Raw genomic sequence first — 26447 nt, 5'->3', positions numbered from 1 at the left:
TTTTTCTTTTTGAAAAATATTTGAGCACATAAAATAAAAAAAATATTTTTAATACTCATTAAGCGAAATTTTTGGCAAAATTATCTAAAAGCTGATTTTATTTTTCAAAATAGCGTTTAATTGACCTTTTTTATCAACATTTGTTATTGACATATGATGTCCAATTCGCTTAAATAAGAAAGAAGCCCAACAGGCAAAAACAAAAATATTTAGAGATAATTGAGGAGTTACCGCCAATGAGAAATGTTTTACAAGACTACTTAGATGAACATTCCTTTCGAGTCGTTGTAAAAAAGAAGAAAAATTATTTAACTTATGAAGGACTGCAAGATCGTTATGCCTATATTTTAAAAAGTGGCATCATCAAAACTAGCGTTATTTCCAAAGACGGTCGTGAATTTAATTTACGTTATATCAACAATTTGGAAATTGTTTCATTGCTACGTGATGAATATTCAGAATTTATTGATGCACCTTTTAATATTCGCATCGAATCTCCACAAGCAGAACTTTACCAAATCGACCGTGTTCAATTTTGGCGGGATATCAATAATAGTAAAGACTTGCAAATGTATGTCAAAGAATACTATCGGGACCGTTTAATGCATTCCATGAAAAAGATGCAGCAAATGTTGATGAATGGCAAATTTGGGGCCGTTTGTACACAAATCTATGAAATGTACGATTCATTTGGCGTAGAAACAGAGGAAGGTATTTTAATTGATTTCGTGGTGACCAATGAAGAAATTGCGCATTTTTGCGGGATAACTTCTGCTAGTAGCGTTAACCGGATGATGCAGCAACTAAAAGAGTTAGGGGCAATTGAACTACGTAACCGCAAAATTTTGATTAAAGATTTAGATATGATTAGAGATAACATTATTGTTTAACATCAGCACCCCCCGCAAGTTTGACCTTGCGGGGGGTGCTTTTTATTTTTCAGTGACAATATTCAATGGAAACTGACCTTTTTCTAAATTAAATGTCCGACCAGCCGTCAGCTGAAGCATTTCTTTTTTCATGCCTTCCGCCAAACGTACATCGCCAAAGCTTTCAATCATATCAATAACGGCGATTACTTCTTTATAATATCTCATTTTGCCAGTGTACAGATAATACGTAAGGTTTTTTAAGTAACGTAAGTTAAAATGAATATAGTAGATCTCAGCAGGAATCGTGGTAACACTCACTAGCGCTAAATATTCCCGAGCTTTCGCATAATTTTTCTTATAAAGTTCCCCAGTAATGATATTTAGGTAAAAACCATAGGCGACATTTAATGTTTGGGTATCACGTAATTCAGCATCTTTGACAGGAAACATCTGATCAAGAATCTGAAGGACTTCATTTTCAGAAAACAAGGCGGCAGGATTAGTCACCATTTGATAATCGTAGTATGTATAGTAGCTTTTGCTAGAGATAAGCGCGAGAATTACCATTCGATCGGTTTCATCAAATTCTGGAATTTCCTCCCAATCATTACTAAACGTTAATTTAATATCTGTGTAAATAGACATTTCCAACGCATTTTTATGAGGATTGCGCTCTAATTGATAAAAATAATGAATCAGATTCTTTTTTTCACTTGTATTGTTCAACCCCATTTGACAACATTCAATTTGATGTTTGACTTCTGAAGAAGCCATGATTCTCGTATCAGATACCATAAAAAAAAATTCATTAAAAGTAATCCCCAATGACTGTAATGCCGTCATTAAATCCTCGTAACTTAGCTTGGCTTCACCAATTTCGATTCTTCGATAGGTTTGTTTCCCCTTTTTTGGCAAAACATCTTTCTGAGCAATTTTTTTCTTTTTTCTAAAATATTTTAGAGCACCTAGCACATCCATAATATCCCCCCTTTTATAATAAAAATAATATTAAATATTATTTTTTTATTAATTTAAAGATCCAACAATACCTGTACAAATTAAACAAAATCAGCGAAAACATTAATAAATATTTCAAAATATTCATTTTTATTATTTCCGTAATTATAATATTGTAATATTTTGATAATCATAAAAACTTATATACTTAACTTCCCTTGAAAAAACCAAAAGAAATGTTCTATAATAGAAGTCAATATAGCTAACAGAGAAGGAGGTTTTGCATATGTTTGGTTTTGATATCAGCTTATTCCTTATTACACTATTCCGTTAAACCCACTCTTCATTAACCATTGTACAATCAATTTCGTTGAATATCTATTTCATTTTTATTAAATAACATTTTTTATAAAAGTACATATCGTTTATTTTTAGATGTTTTATTTAATTATATGGAATATATTTATTTAAACAAATAAATTACCTTTAATTAAATCAGAGGGAAACAGATTGTAGCAAGTGAAGAAAAAAACAGCTCTTGAGAGATATTTTCTCAAGAGCTGTTTTTCTATTTTATTTCAAAAGCGGTTTGCGTTGTGGGGTTATTACTTAATAAGGTGTTTTTATACAGTAAATAGTACGCTGCCGCTGACCAACTAAAGTTTTTCGTACTTAGCCCCTTCCCTGTCAGTGGATCATAATTTTCATGAATAGGTCCTTCTCCCATCAATCCTTCGGCATGTAAGAAGAGTTTTTGTGTCATTTCTTTTGCTTCTTTTGTATAGTCATAGTTTTGAAGAGCTTCTACACCAAACAAGGCTTGATCAAGCCAAACTGGTCCCCGCCAATATTTCGTTGCAGCAAATTTTTCATTGTCTTTGGATGCCGTTGGGAATGGCATAAAGGTATTGAACATTTCTTGATTCATCATGTTTTTCTTAACTGCCGCCGCCTGTTCTTTGGTCGCTACTTTTGCCCAGAGCGGCAACCAGCCTTCTGTTCCTTTGCCACGATTGACTAACAATTTTGTTTTCGAGCCGTCTTCATTTATTTGTAAGTCATAGAAGAAGCCCGTTTTTTCATCAAACATATTTTCTTGAATATATTTTTTTAGTTTCTTCGCTTCTTTTTGATAGTTCTTATAGTCCTCTTTTTTGCCTAGTTCTTCTGCTATCGAAGCTAAATAGCCCTTTTCAGCGTAGAGATACGCATTCAAATCCACTGATTCTTGATTAATCGAATACCCCACTACTTTTCCTTTATTTTTGTTTTCAAAAACTTTAACTCCATCATCGCCTTTGCCCACACCTTCTTTGTCAAACCGTGTAGCGTTATCCATGCCACTTTCCCACGCGGCTGCTTCAATAACAGCATCATCATCCACTTTAGGTTGGCCATTTTTATCTTTAATGATTTGATCCTTGTCGTCTTTTTGCCAGTGAGCATCACTGACCATGCTTCCATATTCTGCTATCCCATTTTTATTGTGGTCTCTGTTGGTATACCACCAATTATGATAAGCCACAAGTTTGGGATACATTTCTTTTAAAAATTCCTTATCTTTGGTTTCTTGATAAATATGCCAAACTGCCCATGCAGCCAATGGTGGTTTAGAATTTCGTTCATTCCAGTTGCCACCTTCACCACCACGCGCACTGTCTTGATTGTAAAAGACAGCATCAATGATCGCTCCTGCATCTTGTGGACGTACGGTATCATCTTTTTGAATTTGATAATCAAACAAGGCCCGCATATTATTTTTAGCTAACTCGGGATTAAAATCAGCCGTTGCTACATCCGCTTTCCACGAATCCCAAGCCCACATACCAATAAACCATTTATAAGACATGGACGGAACAATCCCGTCATGCTTAAAGGCACCTGCCGCACTTCGCCAATTGGTATTAATCGTTTCAATCGATTTGACTAGCGCATTTTGATATTCAGGAAATTCTGCTGTTTTCTTTTGATCAAACGTTTTATCTAGATATCCTTGCCATCTTTGCTTGTTCTCTTTGAAATAGCGCGCCGCATTTTTGGTATATTCGGGTGCTTGTTGTTGTTCCTTTGCCTCTTCTTCTTTTGTAAAAGTATAGCTTTCTGTCGTATAGGTGTTGTACGTTTGTTTAGGCTTCAATTCAATTGGTTCAGCGGTTGCTGTATAATTCCGATTATCAATTTTTGTTGAAACTTTATCCGCATGATGAATCGTATATTTTGTGTCTTTCGTAGCAAAATAATTCCACGTTTCTCTGACTTCACCAAAATTCACTTGAATGTCATTGTCTTTAGCAGTTAAACGAGTTCCAATATCTAAGGTTTCCGTTCCCTCTTGAATTTTATCAAAGACCGCACCTGTCCAGCTTGCTTCAAGTGACAAGGGCTCTTCACCAGTGTTTTCAAGTGTCGTTTGGATAAGCGCCGTTCGATTGCTGACAAAAATTAAAGCTAAATGAATCGTTAGATCGTCTAATTCATAGATTTGCTCTAGGCGCCCAGGATAATAAGACAGGTCCATGCGATTGCTTTGGCTTAAATCATAGGTTTCTCCCGTTTTTTTATTTTTGACCGTTAATTTGTTTAAACTTGCCGCCAAGTTTACTGGATATTCTTCCGCAATAATCAATGGCCCCGCAAAACCACCCAGTAGCTCTTTATTGCTTTTTTCAGGTAAATAGTAGCCATGCCATGCACCTAAATCAGAAAAATTATTAAAATAATTGGTATCGTATACGCCATTCGTCCGTTCGGTTGGTGATGCACTCACATCTAAAACATTTGCAAATTCATCAACTTTTGTTCTTTCAACACTTGCTTGCACTTCCCCGCTTAACGCAAAACAGCTGACTACGGTGATTCCTAACGCTAACCAAGTAGACACCCGTTTCTTTTTTGATAAACCCTTCATAAAACCCCTCCTATAAAAATGATAGCGCTTTATACACTGATTTATTATCAGCAAGGACTATGCCAAACGGAGTGTATCCCTTTTTATTATTGAAAGATTCAACTTTCTCTAGAAAAAAAGCGACCGTATCGAAGTGTATTGATCAAAAAATAACGAGTGTATCGATAGTGTATTTAGTTTATGCTTGATTCTGTTTTATTTTCGTAGCTTCCACAAATTTTTCAGTAATTTTTTGCGGTCGTGTAATAACAGATCCCACCACCACGCTATAAGCACCTAGCTCCAGAACACGTTGGACTTTTGCTGGCGTATCAATCATTCCTTCTGCAATAATTGGTGTAGTAAAATGCTTCTTTGCTTCTCTTAACAGTTCAAAATCATTTTGTTCAATCCGCTGATTTTCACTTTGCGGCGTATAGCCGACTAACGTTGTGCCAATATAATCAAAACCTAACTCCGCCGCTTCAATCATCTCTTCCAGTGTGGAACAATCCGCCATCCATTCTTGGTTAGGATACTTTTCTTTTATTCTTTTGAAAAATGTGGCTAACGTTTCGCCATTTGGTCGTTTCGAATGGGTTGCATCGAGAGCGATAATTTCTGGCTGAACAGCCATTAATTCATCTACCTCACGCATAGTTGCAGTAATATATACTTCTGCATCAGGATAATCTCGTTTAATAATCCCAATGATTGGTAAATCAACCTCTTTCCGGATTGCTCGAATACCTTTAGCCCCTCCTTGTTTAGCGGCCAAAGCCATCTTAGACATGATAAAAGAACTATGCAACGGTTCGTCTGCCAACGCTTGGCAAGAAACAATTAATGCCCCTTTGATTTCTTTATTCAACATTGATCCCTCCAATTTAAAAGCGATTACAAACACAGTATAACTACAACAGCTGAAATATGCCACTCTTCTAAATAAGAACAAACGTTTCACGTGAAACAAAAGAAAGCAAGCGGTTAAGGCTTGCTTTCTTTTGACTTATTTTTAATTTTTACGACCCTCTAAATAATCATACCCAAAATGTGCATACGCAAATGGCGTTGCAATTCGTCCTCGTGGTGTTCGTTTAATGAAACCTTTTTGAATAAGATAGGGTTCATACATATCTTCCACCGTTTCGGTTTCTTCACCGATATTTACAGACAAGGTACTTAAACCAACCGGACCGCCGCCGTATAAATCAATCATTGTTTTCAACAATTTTTGATCGACATAATCCAAGCCTTGATGGTCCACTTGCAGTAAGGTTAACGCTTTGTCTGCAATCGCTCGGTCGATTTTGCCATCTGATTGGACTTGGGCAAAATCACGGACACGTTTTAACAAACGGTTAGCAATTCGGGGGGTTCCTCTTGAGCGGCGCGCAATTTCAAAGGCACCTTCCTCAAAAATCTCCGTTTGAAAAATATCTGCGGAACGGAGAACGATTTCTTTTAAATCCTGCTCTTGATAATACTCCATGTGAGAAATAATCCCAAAACGATCTCGTAATGGTGCTGAAAGCATCCCTGCCCGTGTGGTAGCGCCCACTAAAGTAAAAGGCGGTAATGGAAAATGAACGGGATGTGCCGTGGTTCCTTGACCAACCATGATATCAATGTAAAAATCTTCCATTGCGGAATACAGCATTTCTTCCACAACTCGCGGCAAACGATGAATTTCATCGATAAATAACACATCACCAGGCTCTAACTCGTTCAAAATAGCGACTAAATCTCCCGCCCGTTCGATGGCTGGTCCACTTGTGGTACGAATGTTCACATTCATTTCATTGGCGATGACCATCGCCATTGTCGTTTTCCCTAAACCTGGCGGACCATAAAGAAGGGTATGATCCAACGCTTCATTCCGATTTTTCGCCGCTTCAATATAAATCGTTAGTTCTTGTTTTACTTTGTCTTGACCAATATATTGTGCTAAAAATTGTGGACGTAACGATTTTTCAATTGAAGCTTCTGCTTCTTGACTTGCAGCTGAAAGCAACCGTTCTTCTTCTGTCATCGTTATTCCTCCTTAGCGTTTCATCATGAATTTTAACGCATTGCTCAAATAAACATCTGTCGTTGTCTCACCTAACGCTTCCAATTGCTTAGTGATACGCTTAATCTCTCGGTCACTGTAGCCTAGGGCACTTAATGCTTCTAACGCTTCTGCCAATGCTTGATTGCTTGTTGTCACCGCTTCGGTTGCGGTCATGGCAGCCACCGCTGCTTCGGAAGACTCTAATTCGCCTAGTTTTCCTTTTAAATCTAAAATCATTTGTTGGGCTGTTTTCTTGCCAACACCTGGGAACTTCGTTAAATATGTAACATCTTCCCCTTCAATTGCATTGATTAAACCACCATGATCAGCCACAGAAGCCATGATAGCTAAACCACTTTTAGGGCCAATTCCAGAGACACTGATTAATTTTAAGAACAATTGTTTTTCTTCTAAACTGCCAAAACCAAATAATAGCTGTGCATCTTCCCGCACGACTTGGTGAAGATATAGTTTAATGTCCGTATCCATTTTTCCTGAATAGCGGTACGGGTTATCGACTGAAATCTGATAGCCAATGCCATTTGTTTCAACGACAATATAGTATGGGCTAACAAACGTTACTTTTCCAATAATATATTCGTACATGTTGTCACCTTTCCAATTGCTGATTGCGTACATATGTTCCATTTTAACACAAAGCATCAAAAAGCCATAGCGGAGAATTTTTTATCATCGACCTTGGCTACATCTATTTGTTACTTTTCGCTCACTAGGGAATTAAAAAGTGCGTACTGTTTTTTTTGACATGCTTGCGTGATAATAGCGGTAGCTTCAAAAAAATAACTAAAAAGGAGACTACATACATGAAATTAAGTATCTTAGATCAATTAACGGTTCCTAAAAATCAATCAGCAAGCGACACATTACAAGAAGCCAAAGAGCTCGCTCAATTAGCGGAAAAACTTGGTTACACAAGAATTTGGTATGCCGAACATCACGGTTCAGACGCCTTTGCCAGTGCAACGCCAGAAATTTTAGTTGCACATATTGCTAGTGCCACCGAAAAAATTCGTGTTGGCGCGGGTGGCATCATGACCATGCATTATGCGCCATTTAAAGTCGCAGAAACGTTTAAAACGTTAGCAGCTTTATATCCTGATCGAATCGATTTAGGCATGGGCCGCTCGCCTGGTGGCAGCCCTTTAACTACGTTGGCGTTAAATAATGGTCAGCCACCACAGCTAGACCAATTTGATAAATTACCTGAAATTTTACTCTTTTTAAGAGAGGAATTTCCTGAAGATCATTTATATTCTAAAATTTCAGCTGTTCCGCGGGAAGTTCTATTACCACAACCCTGGTTACTAGGTGCTAGCAAAGAAAGCGCACGTTCAGCTGGTGAATATGGCATTAATTTTTCCTTTGCGCAGTTTATTCATGGACATTTGCCCAAAGAAGTATTGTCCGCATATTACAAGCATTTCCGACCAGTAACTGAACAGCAAGAGCCGCAAGTGAGCGCTGCGTATTTCACTTTCGCCGCCGACACGAAAGAAGAAGCAGAATACCATGCGGCTAGTTTCGAGCATTATATCTTTGCCACCGAACATGGGCTTCCAAATAAATTTTTATCGCCAGAAGAAGCCCTAGCTTTCCCTTACAGTGAAATGGACAAACTGGTTTTAGAACAAAATAAACAACGCTTTGTCATTGGCAGTAGCCAAGAAGTTGCGGAGTTTTTCCACCAACAAGAAGAACTAGGGTTGACAGAAGCGATGCTAATCACCCCAGGTTATGACAAACAAATGCGCTTTCAATCGTTTGAACGCCTAGCAAAAGAATTATTATAGAAAGGAAATGAGAAATGTTAGAGGTTTTAAAAAGAATTAATACGCTTGCACAAAAAGAGCGTGAACAAGGTTTAACATCTGAAGAACAAGCTCTTCGTGTCGATTTGCGACAGGAATATTTGCGGACCATTCGTGAACAATTCAATAAAACATTAATGGGCGTCACTATTTATGATCCTACTGGTGAAGATGTGACCCCAGAAAAATTAAAAGAAGAACAGCAGAAATATTTTGATTAAAAGAGACACAGAACAGTCGATTTGACTATTCTGTGTCTCTTTTTAACTACTCTTCTGTCACATATGTCCACTTATAATCATATTGTGCGCCCGCACCATGGGCAACGACGCCTTTCACTTCTTTACTGCGTAGATGGGCAGTCGCCTTTTGATAAAGTGGTGCTAAAGCGGTCTCTTCACCAATCAATAACTTCTCAGCCTTAACCATGTCTTCCCAACGTTTTTCAGGATCTGAAGCATCTCTTGTAGCTGAAGCCTCGATCAACTCATCGTAGGCTTTACTTGAAAAACGCCCGCGATTATAGTTATTACCAGTAACAAAAAGGTCTAAGAAACTACTTGGATCTGCGTAATCCGCAGCCCAACCACCTAAGATTGTCTCAAAATCGCCGCGACTACCTCGATCAATTCGAACTGAAAACGGCACTGGGCTCACTGTTACATCAATGCCCTCTAAAGTATCCTTTAACGTACCTTGAATATATTCCGCTAACTTTTTCGTAGAATCGACATCATCGGCAACAATATCCATTTTGAGTGTTGTTATGCCCAATTCTTTCTTCGCTTTTGCCCAATATTCTTTTGCTTTTTCTGGGCTATATTCAACAATTTTTTTATTTTCATCAGCAAAATCTGTGTCATCTGTCGGCGAATACGACATCCCTTCTGGAATTAAGCCGGTAGCGACTACTGAGCCGTCGCCTAAAATTTTATCTACTAATGCGTTGCGATCAATCGCTGCTGAAATTGCTTTGCGTAAATTCACATTATTATACGGTGAATTTTTATCTCGCTGATTAAATTCCAAATAGCTGGTTCGTGCTTCTTTTTCGATAACCAATTCTGGATCCTTCGCCATTTGCTGGGCCAATTCGCCACTTAAAATAACATCGTCTGCTTGACCATCTTGGAATAAGTTCAAGGCAGTTGGCGCCTCCTTGACAACATCAAAATTGATTTTATCTAATTTGACATTGTCTTTATCCCAATAGTTTTCATTTTTTTCCAAAGTCCAATTGGTATCTGAACCAGCCCCTTCAAAGTTAGCTAAGACAAACGGACCATTATAGACTGCTTTTTCACTGGAAGCAGCGTAATCTTTGCCATATTTCTCTACGGTTGCTTGATGTTGCGGGAAAAATAGTGGAAAGGCCAGTAAATAATCAAAATATGGTGTTGGTTTTGCCAGTTTAATTTCTAGCTCGTAACCTCCGTTTGCTTTAATGCCTAATTCAGAAACTGGTTTCTTACCAGCTACAATATCTGCGCCGTTTTCAATCATTTCTAGAAAATAAGCATACTCAGCGCCAGTCTGAGGATCTGCTGTACGTTGCCAACTAAAAACATAATCGGCAGCTGTGACAGGATCACCATTGGACCATTTTGCTTCTTCTCTTAGTTTCACTGTGTACGTCAGACCATCATCACTGACTTGCACTTTTTCTTTAGCCCCTGCTGGTTGCGGCTTGCTTTTATCATCTAAACGATAAATTCCTTCATACGCATTATTCAGTGCCGTAAAACTAATTGTATCTGTTCCTAAAGATAAATCTGCAGAAGGCATTTCTTGTTGAACTACTACTTTAAATTCTTGTTTAGCGGCAGTTTTCTCTGATCCGCCCTTTGCTTTTTCGGCGCCAGCTCCCCCATCACCACCACAAGCAGCTAAAACTAACAGCGTTGTTAAACTTAACCCGATAAGTCCTTTTATACGTTTACTTTTCATGCCTTTCTCCCTTCACAGAAAAAACTCTTCATTTTTTAATTTTTAGAATATTCTTATAATACTAAAATTAAAAACAAATGGCAAGCATTAAAATAAAAAAAGAACCAATCCCGAAGGACGGTTCTTAAAAAATGACTAACTAGCTTTGTTACGTCGTTTATAAATATACCAGCCAGAAGAAGAAAGTCCAACGAACAGTAAACCATATAATGCAAGCGTTTCTGTTTCTGTACCCGTTTTAGGTAAAAAGCCGCCATACTTTTTCTTCTCTGTTACGGATGGATTGCTCTGTCTTGCTCCCGCTTGGTTTTGTTTATTGGTTGCTACTGGTGTTTCTGGTGTTGGTTTCGGGTCTGGTTTTGGATCTGGTTTTGGCGTCTCTCCTCCACCGATTAACTCTTTGTAAGCTTCTTCCGAAATAGAAACAATTCGTTCGCCTGGGAATGGTTCTTTATATTGTGCTAAATCAATCGTCGTTGCTGCACGATACAACCGCAAGCTGGTTGCACTTTTTAAGTATTCAATTAAGACAGCATCTAGTGAAATCCCTTCTTCTCGTTCACCACCTAGCATATCGTAACCATCACCACCAGCAGCTAAGAAATCATTGGTAGCCATCCGGTATTGTTTCTTCTCATCCAATGGTTCAAACTTTTGTGTTTGCCGATTTTTAATTTCTATTCCTAATACGCGACTACCGACAATCGTTTGTCCTGTTTCATTGCCTTCGTCACTAGCCAAGCGAGTACCTGGTTTTGTGGAATCATAGTGGATACGAATGGAGCTTGAAACATGTAGGAAACCACCATTTGCGCCAAGTTTTGGTTGGCCAGCATCATCTAGTAAAATTGTGCGGTTCTGTTGCAAAGTTTTAAATCTACTATCAAATAAGGTAGAATAATAGAAAAAGATAGCAGGAGGAATGACGGTGAATCATTTTAAAGGAAAGCAATTTCAGCAGGATGTGATTATTGTAGCCGTGGGCTACTATCTTCGTTATAACCTTAGCTATCGTGAAGTTCAAGAAATCTTATATGATCGTGGCATTAACGTTTCTCATACGACGATTTATCGTTGGGTGCAAGAATATGGCAAACTACTCTATCAAATTTGGAAAAAGAAAAATAAACAATCCTTTTATTCATGGAAAATGGATGAAACGTACATCAAAATTAAAGGAAAATGGCATTATTTGTATCGAGCCATCGATGCAGATGGTTTAACCTTGGATATTTGGTTACGTAAAAAACGGGACACACAAGCAGCCTATGCTTTTCTTAAGCGGTTAGTGAAGCAGTTTGATGAACCGAAGGTTGTAGTCACAGATAAAGCCCCCTCTATTACAAGTGCCTTTAAGAAACTAAAAGAATACGGCTTTTATCAAGGGACAGAACATCGTACCATTAAATACCTGAATAATTTGATTGAACAAGACCATCGTCCAGTAAAGAGACGCAATAAATTCTATCGAAGTTTACGCACTGCCTCTACCACGATTAAAGGCATGGAAGCCATTCGAGGATTATATAAGAAAACCCGAAAAGAAGGTACTCTCTTCGGGTTTTCGGTCTGTACTGAAATCAAGGTATTATTGGGAATCCCAGCTTAAATCATAGATACCGTAAGGGATTTTATTCTTTATTTAAAACTTTGCAACAGAACCCGTTCACTTATATTGAACAAAATTGCAGCCAAGTTTTGTTTTGATTTATTGGTGATTGAAATAATTAAATCCATTTGTTATGTAAGTCTTGATTAGTGTGAAAAAACACCCTCTAATCCAGTCCGCTCTTTTCCAAATACTTAAATAAAAGAATCCACAACTAATTTATCTGTTATTCTATGTAATATACTCAACAAAAGTCACAGTAACTTAACTGTGACTTTTCAGTAAAAATCAATTGTGCATACTGATACAGTAAGTTTAAACTTTTATTGTAATAGTATAATTCTTAATTTGTATTTTTTACTTCTATTCCTAATTGATTTATTCAAAATTATCACAAAATCGTAAAAGTTAAAATTGCATATTCTAACACAAGAAAATCAAAAAAAGATTTTCTTATGTTAATATTTTTGAATATACTAAAGTTCCGATAAGTAGAAAGCACCCTACTGATTTATATAATAGTAGGGTGTTTTGTTAATATAATTTACTTAAATTCTATAACTCACAGTCTATAATCACCTTTTATTCATTTAAATTTAATCCGATAACATACTTAACTCTACGTCAAAGTATAATTTTACCACATGAATCACCATATATAGTTGTATAACTATTTAAGATGACTTCATTAACTTGTTCAGGTTTAGTAAAAACAACTATGACAGATGGATCTTTTCCTGCTTGTTTAATTTGATCAAAATCAACTTCGGCTAATAATGTTTCGGTAGTAACCTTCTCTCCTGCATTAACAAAAATTGAAAAAGGTTTACCCTCCAATTCAACTGTATCTATACCAATATGAATTAAATACTCAATATCTGCATCGCTTTTTATACTAATTGCATGCTTTGTTGGAAAAACAGCTTCAATTCCTCCAGTCAAAGGAGCATATATTTTGTTACCTTCGGGAACAACTGCAAATCCTTCTCCAAGTACTTTTTTTGAAAATATTGGATCATTTACTTCTGAAATAGGAATAATCCTCCCTGAACAAGGAGCAGTAATGGAAATTCCTTCTTGTTTTTTATTTTTAAATAGATTAAACATAAGATATCTCCTAATTCTCAATTTCTAAAATTTGATTAATTTCTTGACTAAGTAAATCAGCTTTACCGCCAAAAACTGCCTGAATACCACCATTCACTTCAAAAACAGCAGTAGCACCTAGTTGTTTAATAGTTTCTTTGTCAACCATTCGGCCATCTACAACAGCTACACGTAAACGAGTAGCACAAGCTTCAACGGATTCAATATTGGTTTTACTACCAAGAGCTTTAATGATTATTTGAGCTTCATCATTTAATGATGTTTTTTTATTTAATTTATTTTCAGCAGTCGTTGGCAACTCTTCTCCCATTCCAGGAATAGCTACTTTAAATTTCTTAATGAAGAAAGTAAATACGCAGAAATAAACAATTGCCCAAGCAATTCCGAAAGGAATTAATTTCAGCCAATTTGTCTTATCGTTTCCTTGGAGTACACCAAATAATAAGAAATCAATTAATCCACCAGAAAATGAATTTCCTACTCGGATATTTAAAATATCAGCAAAATAAAAAGATAGACCATCTAAGAATGCATGAATTATATATAACCATGGGGCTACAAATAAAAACATATATTCAACTGGTTCAGTAATCCCTGTTAAAAATGAAGTCAAGCCACCACTAAAATAAAGTCCACCATTCTTTTTACGATTTTGTTTAGGTATAGCACGATACATAGCATAACAAGCTGCTGGTAAACCAAACATCATTGTCGCGAATCTACCTGCAAAGAAACGAGTACCATAAGTAAATAGTCCTGTATGGTTTGGATCAGCTAGTTGCGCAAAGAAAATATTTTGTGCACCAGAAACAGTAACTCCAGCTACACTTTCTGTACCTCCTAAAGACGTATACCAAAAAAGTGGATAAATAGTATGATGTAATCCTACTGCGCCAGTCAAACGAAGTAAAAATCCATACAAAAAAGTACCTAGACTTCCCATTTGTGCAATATGTTCTCCAACTACTGCTAATCCATTTTGAATTGGTGGCCAAATTAAATAAAAGAAAGAACCGATAATAATTGCCGCTAAACTAGAAATGATTGGAATAAAACGCGATCCGCCAAAAAAGCCCAAAAATTGCGGTAGTTCAATTTTCCGATATCGATTGTGTAGAAATGCAACAGTTCCGCCAATTATAATAGATCCAACAACACCAGTATCAAGAGTTGCATCTTTAGCAGAAAATAACGCAAGAAAGCCGCTGATCGTTGCTGTATACACTAAGTAAGATACTCCACCGGCTAGACCTGCTGTTCCTTTATCCCCGTTTGCTAACCCTACAGCAATACCTATAGCAAAAATCAATGCTAAATTAGTAAAGACAGCATTTCCTGCATAACTCATAATACTTAATACTGTATGGATCCATGGCTGTTCTAAAATTGGATACGCATTCATTGCACTTTCATTTGTTAAAGCACCACCAAGGCCTAAAAGTAAACCTGCTACTGGTAAGATTGCAATCGGTAACATAAATGCGCGACCTAATTGTGAAAACTTCTTAAACATCTTTTTCCTCCTTATTCAATGCATCGACAAATCTTTTAGCAATTTCTTGTGGTCGTGTAATTGCACCACCAACGACAATTCCTGCAACACCCAGCTTTTTAATTTGTCTTGCTTGTTCAGGTGTATGAATTTTCCCTTCAGCAATAACACAAATATTTTCTTGTACTAATTGTTTAATTAATTTCATATCTGGGCCATTTTGTTTTTTGCTCTCCTTTGTATAGCCACTTAAGGTTGTACCAACAAAATCCACACCAGCTTGATAAGCATTCTTTCCTTCCTCAAAAGTAGAAATATCAGCCATTAATAGTTGTTGAGGATACTTTTTCTTTACTTTTTCTATAAAAGTATTAATAGATAATCCGTCATGACGTTTACGTAAAGTACAGTCCAAAGCAATTACCTCCACACCAATTGCAACTAATTCATCTACTTCTCTCATAGTTGCTGTAATAAATGGCTCTTCAGGAGGATAATCTCTTTTTATTATGCCAATAATCGGTAAAGAAACTTTCTCTTTGATTTCCTTAATATCTCGAACAGAATTTGCACGTATACCAACAGCTCCAGCATTTTTAGCTGCTAATGCAAAATATGGCATTAAACCTCCTTCCTCTGTATAAAATGGTTCACCAGGTAGCGCCTGACACGAAACAATTAAACCGCCTGAAATTACTTCTAAGAATTTTGCTTTGTTCAAACTCCACAAACCTCCACTTTTATATTTTTTTAGGATTTTTACTCCAAAAAAAGTTTAGCATCCGCTTACATTGTTGTCAAGAAAAATGGAGAATTTTGGAGTTTTTTAATTTTTATAGTGTATAATAAACAAAAATTACATTCTAGAGGAGATTTTATGAATTACATTTATTTAATTAATGAACATTATCCCTTATTAACAAAATCTGAACGAAAAGTTGCTGATTTTATTCTTAACTCTGGAGAATCTATTATTTACAGTACTATGAATGATATTAAAACAAAAGCGAATGTTGGCGATGCAACAATCATTCGCTTTTGTCAAAAACTTGGATTTTCTGGTTTTTCTGATCTAAAAATTGAAATTGCTAAAGAAGATTTTAGCAAAAAAAAAGAACAACCATCTAGTGGTAAATACCACGATGAAGTTGCTAAAAGTTTGATTGAAGTACTTCAGTCTACTTCTTGTTTAATTAATGAAGAAAAATTAACAAAAGCAATCCAACTTATTAATCAAGCAAGCAGCCTATATATTTTTGGTGTAGGATCTAGTGGAAATACTAGTCTTGATTTGGAAAGTATGTTTTTGAGGGTAGGAATACAAGCTAAAGCTGTATTAGATCCTCATTATCAAGCTCAAGTTGCTTCTTTGTTAACAGATAGAGATTTAGTTATTATCTTTTCTTTATCTGGAAAAACAAAAGATACTTATGACTCATTAAAAATTGCAAAAAATAATGGAGCAAAAATACTTGCTATAACGAATTATATTCATTCACCGATAGGAAAATCTGCAGATTTAGTTTTACAAACAGCAATCGAAGAATTTTTAAATGGTGGTTCTTTAGCTGGAAAAATTTCACAACTTTATATTTGTGATCTGTTAGTACATGAATATGAACAAAATAACAAGATTAATTCATTGGATTTAAGAGAAAAAGTCTTACGTTCAATTATTGATAAAAGAATTGAGTGATAATTTAGAATTAGTTATTAAAAAAGCAACAAGATTATACTACATAAACAATATGTAATATGTATCTTGTTGCCTCTATTTATTTAGCATTATTCCTCAAATTATTTTGATAGATATCCTACAATATAATAAGCTCACTATACTATTTGTCTTAATAATAGGGGGTATATGGACATAAAAACGAATCGTTTTTTTATTTTGTATACGGTTAGCCGAGAAAGTTCATTTTCTGTTAGTTATATAAGATAGCATTAAACAACCACCACTTAATAACAATAAATAAATAATCAAAGCCTGTATTCTATGAAAACTAGAAATCAAAGAAAAAATACTCATAACCAATGGCGCCATCATCACCAAGATAGAATTAATTAACCCAACAGAAATAGCTAATTGTTGGGAACCTACAGAAGTCATTAACCAGCCAGACAATTTGGGCGTACTTACACCAACCAAAAAGCCAATAATGGCCAATCCACTCAAAATAACAACAAAATTCTCATAAAAACAACTAATTAGAAAAATGATAATAAAAAGATTCAAGCATAAAACAACAGTAGCTAACTGAACTTTTTTAAATAAAGGTACTCCAAACAGACTCCCATGGCTAAAGAAAGTGTTAGTACTGCTCCAGTTAACGCAACGGTAAAGCTATAGTTACCAATGATCATTTTTGTTTTTTCTACGAATATGATTTGTAATAACGGTAAAAATGCAGCCAATAAGCCATTGATAATTCCCACTTGAAAAACCATTTGAAATAGCTTGGGTTGATATCTGATTTGATTGATTGCCTTTTTCAAAGAATGCCAATACGATTGTCTTTCTATTTTCTTCCTTGCGCCATCTTCTTCATTTGTTGCAACAGAAGAGGTATCCATAGATTTTTGAATAAACAAAAAAATCACACTGACTAAGAAAAAACTTATTGCATTAAGATACGCTAGTCCAGAGTATGAAACAAGTGCTAGCAGTGCCGCCCCTAAAAATTGTGCAATAAAACGAATGATTTGACCAAAACTGTTAGTTAAGCCCAACGCTTCCTCTAACTCGTCATTTGTACAAATTCTACGAATAATCGGAATTCTTAAACTGTTGCTGAATGTTCCAAAACAATCAGACACAAAATTAATACTAATTGTCACACAGATAATAAGCCATGCTTGCCATGAACTGGCAAACAAAATACCTACAAAACAATATAGTATCCCACGAATAAACCCACTCACTATAAGCCATTGAAAACGATACTTTGTCTGATCTGAAAAGTAACCTGAAAGACTTTCTAGTAAATTAGGTAGTGTTTCTAATAAAGCAATAATTGAAATAATTAGAGAATATTGTTTTAACTGACTAGCGTACGTAACTAGTGCCAAATAAAATAACGAATCTCCTGCAATAGATAAAACATTTGCCAACGAGAGTTGACGAAAAATTTTATTTTTTCTGAAAACATTCATTTGATTTCTCCCCCTCCTAGCAGTTATTATAAGAAAAAAGGAAAAAACAACAGGGAAATTGTCGTATTTGACTAAAAAGGAGGAACTTTATGAACACTATTGGAAAACAACTGAAAATCGAACGAAAAAATCGGGGCCTAACACAAAGTGAAATGTGCCAACCCATTCTTTCAACTTCCTATTATGCCAAGGTTGAAAAGGGGTATCATAAGATTGCAGCTGAGGATTTACTATCTATTTTGAAACAAAACAAAATCGATGTAATAGATTTTTTTATTTCACTTGAAAAAAAAGGTGCCACAGACATCTCTTATGAACAATTAATTCATTTAGCATGGAGTGAGGCTCACTTAAAACAAGATATACCTAAATTACACCGCTTAAAAAAATCGGTTGATCATAATCAAGTGATGTCAAAAAAACAAAAAGCATTACTTTTAGCACTCCTCGATTTATCAATTGCTGGGCTCTCCGATAGTTTAATTTCTATGCCTCCTGATACTAAACAATTATTACAAAACTATTTATTCACGCTACCAACTTGGAATAAATTAAAATTATCTGTTTATGGAAATGCACTCCGAGTTTATACTATTGAAAGTAATCAATTATTCATTAACAGTATCTTAAAAAAAGAACTTACTTCTTATACGCTTTCTAATCGATGTATTATTTTAACAATTCTCTTAAACTTTATTAGTATATGTATTGAATCAAATCAAGATAAATTAGCTTCTAACTATCTTGAATTCATCAATAGAGAAACCTCTTTTCCAGAGAATTTTTTTCAAAAAACTCTTGGTCACTACTTTACTTTATTGCTATTAGCCAGACAAAATAAGCAGATTCCTATGGAAGAATTAACAGCTATCTACAAAGTTTTAACACTTACTGGTTTGTCCCAATACGCAACAGAACTAGAAATTTTTTTTAAAAATCATACCTCTATTGTCAATTAAGTAGATAAGAACTAATTTAAAAAATCGAATTTTTTGAAGAGTATAGCACTACCTTGATATTCAATGTTCTAGAATTAGTATTGGATTTTTTTGTATAGTCGTAAAAAAATACCCCAAATAATTAGACATGGTATCTAATACTTGGGGTACTATTACGTTGTTTGTAATTAAAAAAATTATTAATCCCTTATTTGTCTTGCTTTAGCCTTTTAATAACAAATACAACAGTAAAACCAACAAAACTAACTACAAGCAAAGCCGAACCCAATGTATTTAATACTAAATTATTATTAAATCCTGTTCTAGGCAAAGATTTATCAATCTTTTTTCCTGTAGAAGTATTGTCCATTTTAACGCTATCATTTACCTTATTTTCTTCTTTAAATTCAGTATTCGATGTTTTGTTAATTTGAGCTTTATTCTCTTCTTTTAACACATCAATTTTTTTATATACGTAAACTATCTCTTGATCATTCTCTGTAAATACACCAGAAGCATTTCCCGTTAACTTTTCAAATTGATAACCGTCAAATGTTTTTTGCTCAGTAGAATACTCCTTACCTACAATGTCTGTCTTAGTAATAGGATCAATTAATTGATTTCCCTCTTCATCCATATAACGAACTGTTATCGTTGATTGTTTTACAGGAGGAGTTACAATTTTCTTATATACATAAACGATCTCTTGATCACTCTCTGTAAATACACCAGAAGCATTTCCTGTTAACTTTTCAAATTGATAACCGTCAAATGTTTTTTGCTCAGTAGAATACTCCTTACCTACAATATCTGTCTTAGTAATAGGATCAATTAATTGATTTCCCTCTTCATCCATATAACGAATTGTTATTGTTGACTGTTTTGTAGTCGGGTAAGTCACCGTTACCTGTTTATCATCATTAACTGTCAATAGATGCATGGGTTTTTGTGGAGTGGTTGAAGTCTCTCCTGTATCGGGGTTTAAGTAAACTTGATCATAGTAATAATTAAGATCTCCTTGCACAGTTGTATTTATAATTCCTTGCTGATTAGGTATTTGTGCCACACTAAAAGTCTTTTCTTCTCCACTTTTCAAATTAAATGCTGGAAAATCGATATCGGATAAAGTTATGTTTTCAAGATCACTCGTACCGTCATTTTTAACTGTGTAGGTTACAGTAATTTCTTTATTTGGATTACTTATTTTTTGTTCTGTTGTCATATCAAGTTTTATAGAAGCATGAGGAATTAATCCTAGATTTGCTATTGCATAACTGTGAACATACGGATTTTGAGTATCATTACTTTCAGTAAATGTTCCATCTAAATTGTAGTAACCACTGACTGTTTGGAGAGGAGCTTTATTATCAAAGTAATAGAAACCATCTGCTGAAAATTGTGAACTATTAACAATACTTGCTTTATTGGATTCAGTAATAGTTAACCATTTTGGTAGTTGACTAGGATTAATGTAAATGTAATTAATGTATGAGCTATCTTCGGGTACATTTTGAGCAATCCAGTTAGCTAAATTTAGGTTCCCAAAACCTGTTCTGTATGGTACTTCTGCATTATCCATAAGCGGATTAGCATCAGAAAATTGCTTTGAAACACTTTCGTACTCCGTCCAATCATCTGTTTCCATAGCTTTATCTGTTATTTCCGACCAATCTTTATTTAAATTCTGCTTTACCCATGCTGACTTAGGCTCAATAACAGCTGTAGCAGAATTAATAGGGGTTGTAGTAGATCCAGCATTCAAATGATTATTTCCTGGATAATCAAATCCTACCGTCAAATCCTTATTTGTAAAGGCTAGTTTATCAAAATGAATAGCAGGTGCTGACGGTTCATTTTGGTCTTGTATTCCATTGCCATTTAAATCAAACCAAATACGTGAACCATAGATAGGCAGAGTATCATCTGCAAATGCAGTGATTGCCATTCCCCCAAACGCAAAAATACATACTACTCCGAAAAGTATTTTTTTTATCATTTCTTCCTCCTTGAAATTATATTTTATTTTGTTTTTAACCCTAATTACATAGAATATACACAAATTAAGAAATTTTTTCAAATTATAAAAACTACCTTAAAAAACAACATAAAGAGCAATAGACATAATAACTTTAAGATAGTAGTAATTTATTTGAATATCACTATTATCCCCTAAATTAAAGTATACCCATAATTTACAAAAGATTGTTCTAAATATATAAAGAAAAAGTCAAAAACTTTTAAGTTTCTGACCTCAATTGTTTTTAGTTGAAAATGCATCTGTCACTTTTCTTTTTAAGTGGCAAAATAATTTGTTGTTAAATGGCAAATGGCTCCTATGTCAATACTCCGAACAAAAAAGTCGAAAGAAATTCTAAATAGCTGTTAAAAGTGAAAAATGAGAGAACGGGGTGGATCAATGAATATAAATTAGATCATACGTTTATCCATTAACAAAAAGAAGACGCACTTCGCTTGATGAATTGATTTTAGGAGGAAGTAATGTGAATAATATGACTGAAAAGTTAATCCAGGATGGCAGTAAGACAAGACGAGCAAAACTAAATATGATTACCACATTGATTGGGAGTTTTCTACTATTTTTTGGTTTTGCCTGTTTTTTCATCAAAATGAATTCAGTAGAATATGTTGATGCAGCTGGCATTTTACACGAAAATTTTTACCTTTTACCGATTGGATTTCTTTTCCTTTTTGCGGGAATGATTGTCTTTTTAGTCACAGGGATTAGATTTATCATAGAGCTTGTTCGGATAAAGGCAGAGCAAACAAAATAAATAAAAGAGCGGAAAAAACGTTTGATCTAATCGAATTTTTTCTATCAAAAACATAGGCAAAAAGGATTTGGGACAAACACTCATGAGATCGATCGCTCTCATGGATGTTTGTCCCAATCGCTTTACGTATGAGATAAAAAATTTTCCTACCTATATTTTTTCAAAGTCATTTTTCTTTTTCTTCTTGCTACTTTTCAGGACTTATACTTTTTCTCCGTTAGAAGCAATCACTTCTTTATACCAGTAGAATGAATCTTTGCGATAACGCTCTAAACTGCCTTTTCCTGTGTCATCTTGATCGACATAAATAAACCCATATCGTTTTGACATTTGCGATGTCCCACAACTAATTAAGTCAATGCACCCCCAAGGAGTATACCCCATCAAATCAACGCCTTCTTTCACTGCTTCACGCATTTGCTGAACATGCTTACTCATGTAGTCAATTCGATAATCATCATGAATCTTCTTATCTTCGGTTAATACATCCTTTGCTCCCAATCCATTTTCACATACAAATAATGGTTTTTGAAAACGATCATACAACTTAATTAAAGAAATTCTCAACCCAATTGGATCGATTGGCCAATCCCACTGTGATAACTCTAAATACTCATTTTTAATTGGACTGTCAAATGTTCCCGCTAACTTAGATGCATCCTCTCTTGCTTCAGCCACGTGAGACATATAGTAACTGATCGCAACAAAGTCTACTGTACCGTTTTTTAAAATTTCAGCATCTTCTGGTTCAATATCAATTGTCAAATTATTTTCAGCAAAATAACTGTAAATATAACTTGGATAATAGCCACGCGCTTGAACATCTGGATAGAACATATTCAGTTGATTAGATTTTACTGCCTGTAACTGATCTTCTGGCTTCGTCGTATGAGCATATGCTTCGATTTGATTGATCATACAGCCAATTTCAACATTAGGGACAATTGCTTTCGCCGCTTTTACAGCTAATGCACTAGCCAAAAACTGATGATGAGATGCTTGGTAAGCAGCTTCTAACGAATTTTCCACCAAATCTTCCAGAACTCCAGCTCCAGTGTATAAACTGTTTAAATTCATATTCATTTCATTAAATGTAATCCAATAACGGACTTTGTTTTTGTATCTTTCTAAAATAACTTTTGCATATTTTTCAAATAAAGAGACCAGTTCTCGGCTAATCCAGCCATTATATTTTTTGGTTAACTCAATTGGCATTTCATAGTGAGACATTGTTACTAGAGGTTCGATACCATACTTAGCGCACTCATCAAAGACCGCATCATAAAATGCTAATCCTTCTTCATTCGGTTCATTTTCTAAACCAGTAGGAAAAATTCGCGCCCATGAAATCGATAGTCTGAAACACTTAAACCCCATCTCAGCAAACAACGCAATATCTTCTTTATAATGGTGATAAAAATCAATCCCCCAACGTTTTGGAAATAGATACTTCTCAGAATGCTTTGTATACTCTTCTAATTCACTTGACGTAACATTAAACGTAAAATTGTTCACCGTCCCAGAAGCATAAGGATCTTTATATGCTGCAAAGTCGGAAGTAGACAATCCTTTTCCTCCCTCTAAATAGGCTCCTTCAATTTGATTGGCCGCTGTAGCGCCGCCCCATAAAAATCCCTTTTTAAATCCTTGATTTGCGTTCATACTTTATTTCTCCTTTTTTATTTATTGAATACACATCATTAATCTTGATGTTTTTGATTCTACATTTTCATCGCCTGTAATAATAATATCTAGAAATTCTGCACTATTAGTGACAATAACCATTGTTGTTTCATCGTACCCTTTATCAACAATTTCTTTCAGGTTGTACCTAAGCAAAGGTTGCCCTTTGTTTATCGTTTCTCCCTCTGAAACAAATCGCTCAAAATATTTTCCTTGTAAATTTACCGTATCGATCCCTACATGAATCAACACTTCCGCCCCCTTAACCGAACGCAACCCGATCGCATGATTTGTTGGAGTGGTCATGGTGATCTCACCATCAAAAGGAGCATAGATCGTATCCCCTAATGGTTTAATTGCTACCCCTTTTCCCATCATTCCACTAGAAAAAGTCTCATCAGAAACAGCTTCTAAAGGAATTAAACTCCCTTTCATAGGCGAAAAAATCTCAATAGGTTGGTTCGATTCTTGTGGAATTGACTTTAGACTAGATGTCTTTTTATCCGTTGTTTCCTCCTTTTCATCTTCTTCAAATCCCCAAAGCATAGTCAAAACGAAAGAAACAACAAAACTTGCAATGTAACCGATCACAGCATAAATAAAATTATTGGAGTTTTTCATAATATAGGTTGGTAATGCTGTAATACCAGGAATTGAAAATGCGGTTGCTTTTACAGCTAAAAAACCAAAAATTGTTCCGCCGACCCCGCCTCCAATTAAAGAAGCATAGAAAGGTTTTTTCAAGCGTAAAGTAACTCCATAAATTGCAGGTTCAGTAATGCCAAAGACTGCTGGAATAAACGTTGAAAATGCCAAAGACTTGGTTTCTGCCCTTTTTGATTTGAGAGAGACCCCTAAAACAGCCCCAGCTTGTGCACTATTGGCGACCAAATTCATCGGTAGCAACATAATGTCATACCCAAACTTTTGAAGACTGGCAAATGTTCCAGGGAAAAAAGCATAGTGCATTCCTGTCAAAACAATTAGAGGCATTAGTCCTCCCATTAACAGTCCTGCTAACGGTCCTGTGACATTAAATAAAGTTGTAAAGATTTGTTCCAAATATTTACCTAAAAAATTACCTAGCGGAGCAACGAATGCTAATAAAATCGGTGCTGTAATCAATAACGATAACATTGGACTAAATACAATATTAACCGTTTTAGGAACAATTTTATCCATCCATTTATTCACAACGCTCAATAACAAAACACCTAAAATAATAGGCAGTACAGTAGAAGAATAGTTATTTAATGGAATCGATAGTCCAAACATTGATAGTGGGCTTGCACCATCTGCTGCACCATTTACTAATGTTGGATACATTAACATTCCCGCTAAAGCCACTGCTAATGATTCTTTGGTCTTAAATTTACGCGCTGCAGTCATAGCTACTAAAAATGGCAAGAAATAAAAGACTCCATCAGATAATACATTTAATACTGCATATGATGAACTTTCCACAGACAACCAGCCAAAAACGACAAACAGAGCCATCAACCCTTTAATTAAACCAGAACCAATAATTGCGGGCATTAAAGGGGTAAAAATACCGCTAATGACATCAAAAATAGTATCTAAGACATTCATTTTTTTCTTGTTATCCGTTGTCTTTTCTTTATTTGAGTTCGCTAATTGCTTATCAATTTCCTGAAAGACCTCTGCTACTTTAGCACCGATGATTATTTGATATTGACCTCCACTAAACTGACTGCCTATCACCCCATTTAATTGATTAATTTCTTTCATGTTAACCTTTGCATCATCCAACAGATTAAATCTCAAACGTGTAATACAATGCCAATTTTGAGAAATATTTTCGCTCCCACCTATGAGAGTAATTATTTGTTGCGCTAACAGTTGATTTTCCATATTCTTTCCCTCCTAAGAACGAGAAAAAGCCCAAACGAAAAAATTCCGTTTAGGCTTATGCTCTGTTCAGATAACACACCTTTATGTTATTTTGTTTTAATTCTTTCAATATGAATCACTAAGTAAACCAATTCATCTTCTGAGATTTTCCACTGATAGTCCCTCTCTAGCATCTCTTTAATAATCAGTCCGCAAGCATAACTTTTCATATACCTTTCTTGAATAAGTTCTCTAATCTGTTTATCCATTTTTAAAGATTCTTGACTATTTTTTTGTCGAATAATGAAATAACGAATATGAGTAATAAATCGTGAATAATCGGCAGTCGTTTTATCCAGAATAGTGTCAAAGATTGTCTGCACACTTTTAACAATTTTTTTGATAACCTCAGTAATTTGTAAGGTATCGACCATATTTGGCTGATCGATTTGTGCATTGACAAAATGCAGAGCAATAAAAGAAGCTTCTTCTGGCAGTAAGGTTACGCCCATTTCGTTTTGAACAATTTCCAATGCTTTTTTACCTATTTGATATTCCTTATAGTATAAATGAGGAACTTCCCACTTGATAGGATTATCATTTTCTTGGATAGAATATATTGAAAATGTCAGGTGATCTGCTAAAGAAAATAGTAGGCCTGTACCGAATTTTTGATTTAGAATTAGTTCACCTGATTCAATAATTCTAGCAGAAACGCTTAGAATTTCAGGTTGAAAATTGTCAATTTTATGATCCGTTTGTTCCTCTGCATTCGGAGTAAAAATCTTGCTAATTAAACTTTCATCGATTGAATCCCCTTGTCTCTTTTTAAACCCTATTCCTGTACCAAATAAAACTTTTTCATTTCCCATTTGATCTTGAACTAAAACAATATTATTATTCAGTGTTTTTACTACGATCATTATTCTCACCTCCTGAAAGACAAAAAAAAACACCAAATCCTAAAACCAAGCTTCTTTCATGAATAACTTAAGAATCACTTCGTTTTTTAACTTGGTGGTGCCTGACTATGGATCAGTAACACTCCTGCATCTGTGAACCCATGTTACTATATAAATTTTTAAATGTCAACCCTTACATTCCACCTATTACAAGGAAATATTGGGTACAACATAGTACATTCAACCTGTATTTACCTAAATGTTTTGGACAGTATACGATTAGTGAGGATTGGACAGAAGTGTTTAACTCCGATCCTCGAAGCATGGGAAATCGTCTGTTCCTACCGTTTATTTAGATATGTCTCAGGGGCT

At 35.1% G+C, this 26447-nt stretch carries 21 protein-coding genes and 2 pseudogenes; 7 read left to right on the top strand and 16 right to left on the bottom strand.

The genetic code is table 11. From position 1 onward, the window contains the following. Window positions 1-236 precede the first annotated feature (236 nt). The gene (locus tag IGK72_RS00430) at window positions 237-890 is read left to right on the top strand and encodes a Crp/Fnr family transcriptional regulator (protein ID WP_002356081.1); all 654 of its coding nucleotides are present in this window, start codon (window positions 237-239) and stop codon (window positions 888-890) included. Between the two features lie 42 nt (window positions 891-932). Here IGK72_RS00430 and IGK72_RS00425 read toward each other — a convergent pair whose 3' ends face one another. The 5 genes from IGK72_RS00425 to ruvA form a co-directional block, all read right to left on the bottom strand. Then, on the bottom strand, window positions 933-1850 hold the full coding sequence (locus IGK72_RS00425; RefSeq protein ID WP_023895201.1) for a helix-turn-helix domain-containing protein: 918 nt from the start codon (window positions 1848-1850) through the stop codon (window positions 933-935). A gap of 547 nt (window positions 1851-2397) precedes the next feature. Continuing rightward, entirely contained in the window at window positions 2398-4737 is a 2340-nt protein-coding gene (ygjK, locus tag IGK72_RS00420; protein ID WP_023895202.1) for an alpha-glucosidase, read from the bottom strand. 178 nt (window positions 4738-4915) lie between these two features. Next, window positions 4916-5590, bottom strand: coding sequence for an N-acetylmannosamine-6-phosphate 2-epimerase (locus IGK72_RS00415; RefSeq protein WP_023895203.1), 675 nt, complete (start codon window positions 5588-5590; stop codon window positions 4916-4918). 141 nt (window positions 5591-5731) lie between these two features. Next, entirely contained in the window at window positions 5732-6748 is a 1017-nt protein-coding gene (ruvB, locus tag IGK72_RS00410) for a Holliday junction branch migration DNA helicase RuvB (RefSeq protein WP_002381340.1), read from the bottom strand. A gap of 12 nt (window positions 6749-6760) precedes the next feature. Continuing rightward, on the bottom strand, window positions 6761-7375 hold the full coding sequence (ruvA, locus tag IGK72_RS00405) for a Holliday junction branch migration protein RuvA (protein WP_002359241.1): 615 nt from the start codon (window positions 7373-7375) through the stop codon (window positions 6761-6763). 218 nt (window positions 7376-7593) lie between these two features. Between ruvA and IGK72_RS00400 the strand changes: the two genes are divergently transcribed. Beyond that, entirely contained in the window at window positions 7594-8580 is a 987-nt protein-coding gene (locus tag IGK72_RS00400; RefSeq protein WP_023895204.1) for an LLM class flavin-dependent oxidoreductase, read from the top strand. A gap of 14 nt (window positions 8581-8594) precedes the next feature. Next, entirely contained in the window at window positions 8595-8819 is a 225-nt protein-coding gene (locus IGK72_RS00395; protein WP_002356070.1) for a DUF896 domain-containing protein, read from the top strand. Between the two features lie 46 nt (window positions 8820-8865). On the opposite strand, the gene IGK72_RS00390 is transcribed toward IGK72_RS00395, so the two are convergent. Next, window positions 8866-10545 carry a peptide ABC transporter substrate-binding protein gene (locus IGK72_RS00390; protein ID WP_070415994.1) on the bottom strand — a complete coding sequence of 560 codons (1680 nt, stop codon included), beginning with the start codon at window positions 10543-10545 and terminating at the stop codon, window positions 8866-8868. 135 nt (window positions 10546-10680) lie between these two features. Continuing rightward, a pseudogene (locus IGK72_RS00385) lies at window positions 10681-11406 on the bottom strand (5'-nucleotidase C-terminal domain-containing protein); the annotation flags it as partial. A gap of 67 nt (window positions 11407-11473) precedes the next feature. Between IGK72_RS00385 and IGK72_RS00380 the strand changes: the two are divergent. Next, complete coding sequence (locus tag IGK72_RS00380; protein ID WP_010713561.1) at window positions 11474-12154, top strand: IS6-like element IS1216 family transposase; 681 nt, start codon at window positions 11474-11476, stop codon at window positions 12152-12154. A gap of 624 nt (window positions 12155-12778) precedes the next feature. On the opposite strand, the gene IGK72_RS00375 is transcribed toward IGK72_RS00380, so the two are convergent. From IGK72_RS00375 to IGK72_RS00365, 3 genes are read right to left on the bottom strand one after another with little or no spacing between them, the layout of a single operon-like run. Then, window positions 12779-13261, bottom strand: coding sequence for a PTS sugar transporter subunit IIA (locus IGK72_RS00375; protein WP_002397631.1), 483 nt, complete (start codon window positions 13259-13261; stop codon window positions 12779-12781). A gap of 10 nt (window positions 13262-13271) precedes the next feature. After that, window positions 13272-14774, bottom strand: coding sequence for a PTS transporter subunit EIIC (locus IGK72_RS00370; RefSeq protein ID WP_002382840.1), 1503 nt, complete (start codon window positions 14772-14774; stop codon window positions 13272-13274). Continuing rightward, the gene (locus IGK72_RS00365) at window positions 14767-15474 is read right to left on the bottom strand and encodes an N-acetylmannosamine-6-phosphate 2-epimerase (protein ID WP_002358533.1); all 708 of its coding nucleotides are present in this window, start codon (window positions 15472-15474) and stop codon (window positions 14767-14769) included. The genes IGK72_RS00370 and IGK72_RS00365 overlap by 8 nt, the downstream gene beginning before the upstream one ends. Before the next feature lie 156 nt (window positions 15475-15630). Between IGK72_RS00365 and IGK72_RS00360 the strand changes: the two genes are divergently transcribed. Further along, window positions 15631-16449, top strand: coding sequence for a MurR/RpiR family transcriptional regulator (locus IGK72_RS00360; RefSeq protein WP_002358531.1), 819 nt, complete (start codon window positions 15631-15633; stop codon window positions 16447-16449). A gap of 222 nt (window positions 16450-16671) precedes the next feature. On the opposite strand, the gene IGK72_RS00355 is transcribed toward IGK72_RS00360, so the two are convergent. Together IGK72_RS00355 and IGK72_RS00350 are read right to left on the bottom strand one after the other, a co-directional pair. After that, window positions 16672-16932 carry a hypothetical protein gene (locus IGK72_RS00355; protein WP_253182198.1) on the bottom strand — a complete coding sequence of 87 codons (261 nt, stop codon included), beginning with the start codon at window positions 16930-16932 and terminating at the stop codon, window positions 16672-16674. 77 nt (window positions 16933-17009) lie between these two features. Beyond that, window positions 17010-17909, bottom strand: a complete 900-nt coding sequence (locus IGK72_RS00350) for an MFS transporter (RefSeq protein ID WP_002397635.1) — start codon at window positions 17907-17909, stop codon at window positions 17010-17012. A gap of 89 nt (window positions 17910-17998) precedes the next feature. On the opposite strand from IGK72_RS00350, the gene IGK72_RS00345 reads away from it, so the two are divergent. After that, window positions 17999-18868, top strand: a complete 870-nt coding sequence (locus IGK72_RS00345) for a helix-turn-helix domain-containing protein (protein ID WP_002382837.1) — start codon at window positions 17999-18001, stop codon at window positions 18866-18868. Between the two features lie 187 nt (window positions 18869-19055). Here IGK72_RS00345 and IGK72_RS00340 read toward each other — a convergent pair whose 3' ends face one another. Further along, entirely contained in the window at window positions 19056-20924 is a 1869-nt protein-coding gene (locus tag IGK72_RS00340; protein WP_070416030.1) for a MucBP domain-containing protein, read from the bottom strand. Between the two features lie 391 nt (window positions 20925-21315). Here IGK72_RS00340 and IGK72_RS00335 point away from each other — a divergent pair. Continuing rightward, window positions 21316-21639 (top strand): annotated as a pseudogene (locus IGK72_RS00335) (DUF3955 domain-containing protein); the annotation flags it as partial. 201 nt (window positions 21640-21840) lie between these two features. On the opposite strand, the gene IGK72_RS00330 reads toward IGK72_RS00335, so the two are convergent. The 3 genes from IGK72_RS00330 to IGK72_RS00320 form a co-directional block, all read right to left on the bottom strand. Next, window positions 21841-23301, bottom strand: coding sequence for a glycoside hydrolase family 1 protein (locus IGK72_RS00330; protein ID WP_002358669.1), 1461 nt, complete (start codon window positions 23299-23301; stop codon window positions 21841-21843). Window positions 23302-23322: 21 nt separating this feature from the next. After that, window positions 23323-25194 carry a beta-glucoside-specific PTS transporter subunit IIABC gene (locus tag IGK72_RS00325; protein WP_070416031.1) on the bottom strand — a complete coding sequence of 624 codons (1872 nt, stop codon included), beginning with the start codon at window positions 25192-25194 and terminating at the stop codon, window positions 23323-23325. Between the two features lie 86 nt (window positions 25195-25280). Further along, window positions 25281-26096: a PRD domain-containing protein gene (locus IGK72_RS00320; RefSeq protein ID WP_171903211.1), complete on the bottom strand. Its 816-nt coding sequence runs from the start codon at window positions 26094-26096 to the stop codon at window positions 25281-25283. Window positions 26097-26447 lie beyond the last annotated feature (351 nt).

The organism is Enterococcus sp. DIV0183, assembly GCF_050541505.1.
GTDB classification, from domain to species: domain Bacteria; phylum Bacillota; class Bacilli; order Lactobacillales; family Enterococcaceae; genus Enterococcus; species Enterococcus faecalis.
The sequence above is the reverse complement of the archived record's forward strand: the minus strand, read 5'-3'. Positions and strand labels throughout refer to the sequence as shown.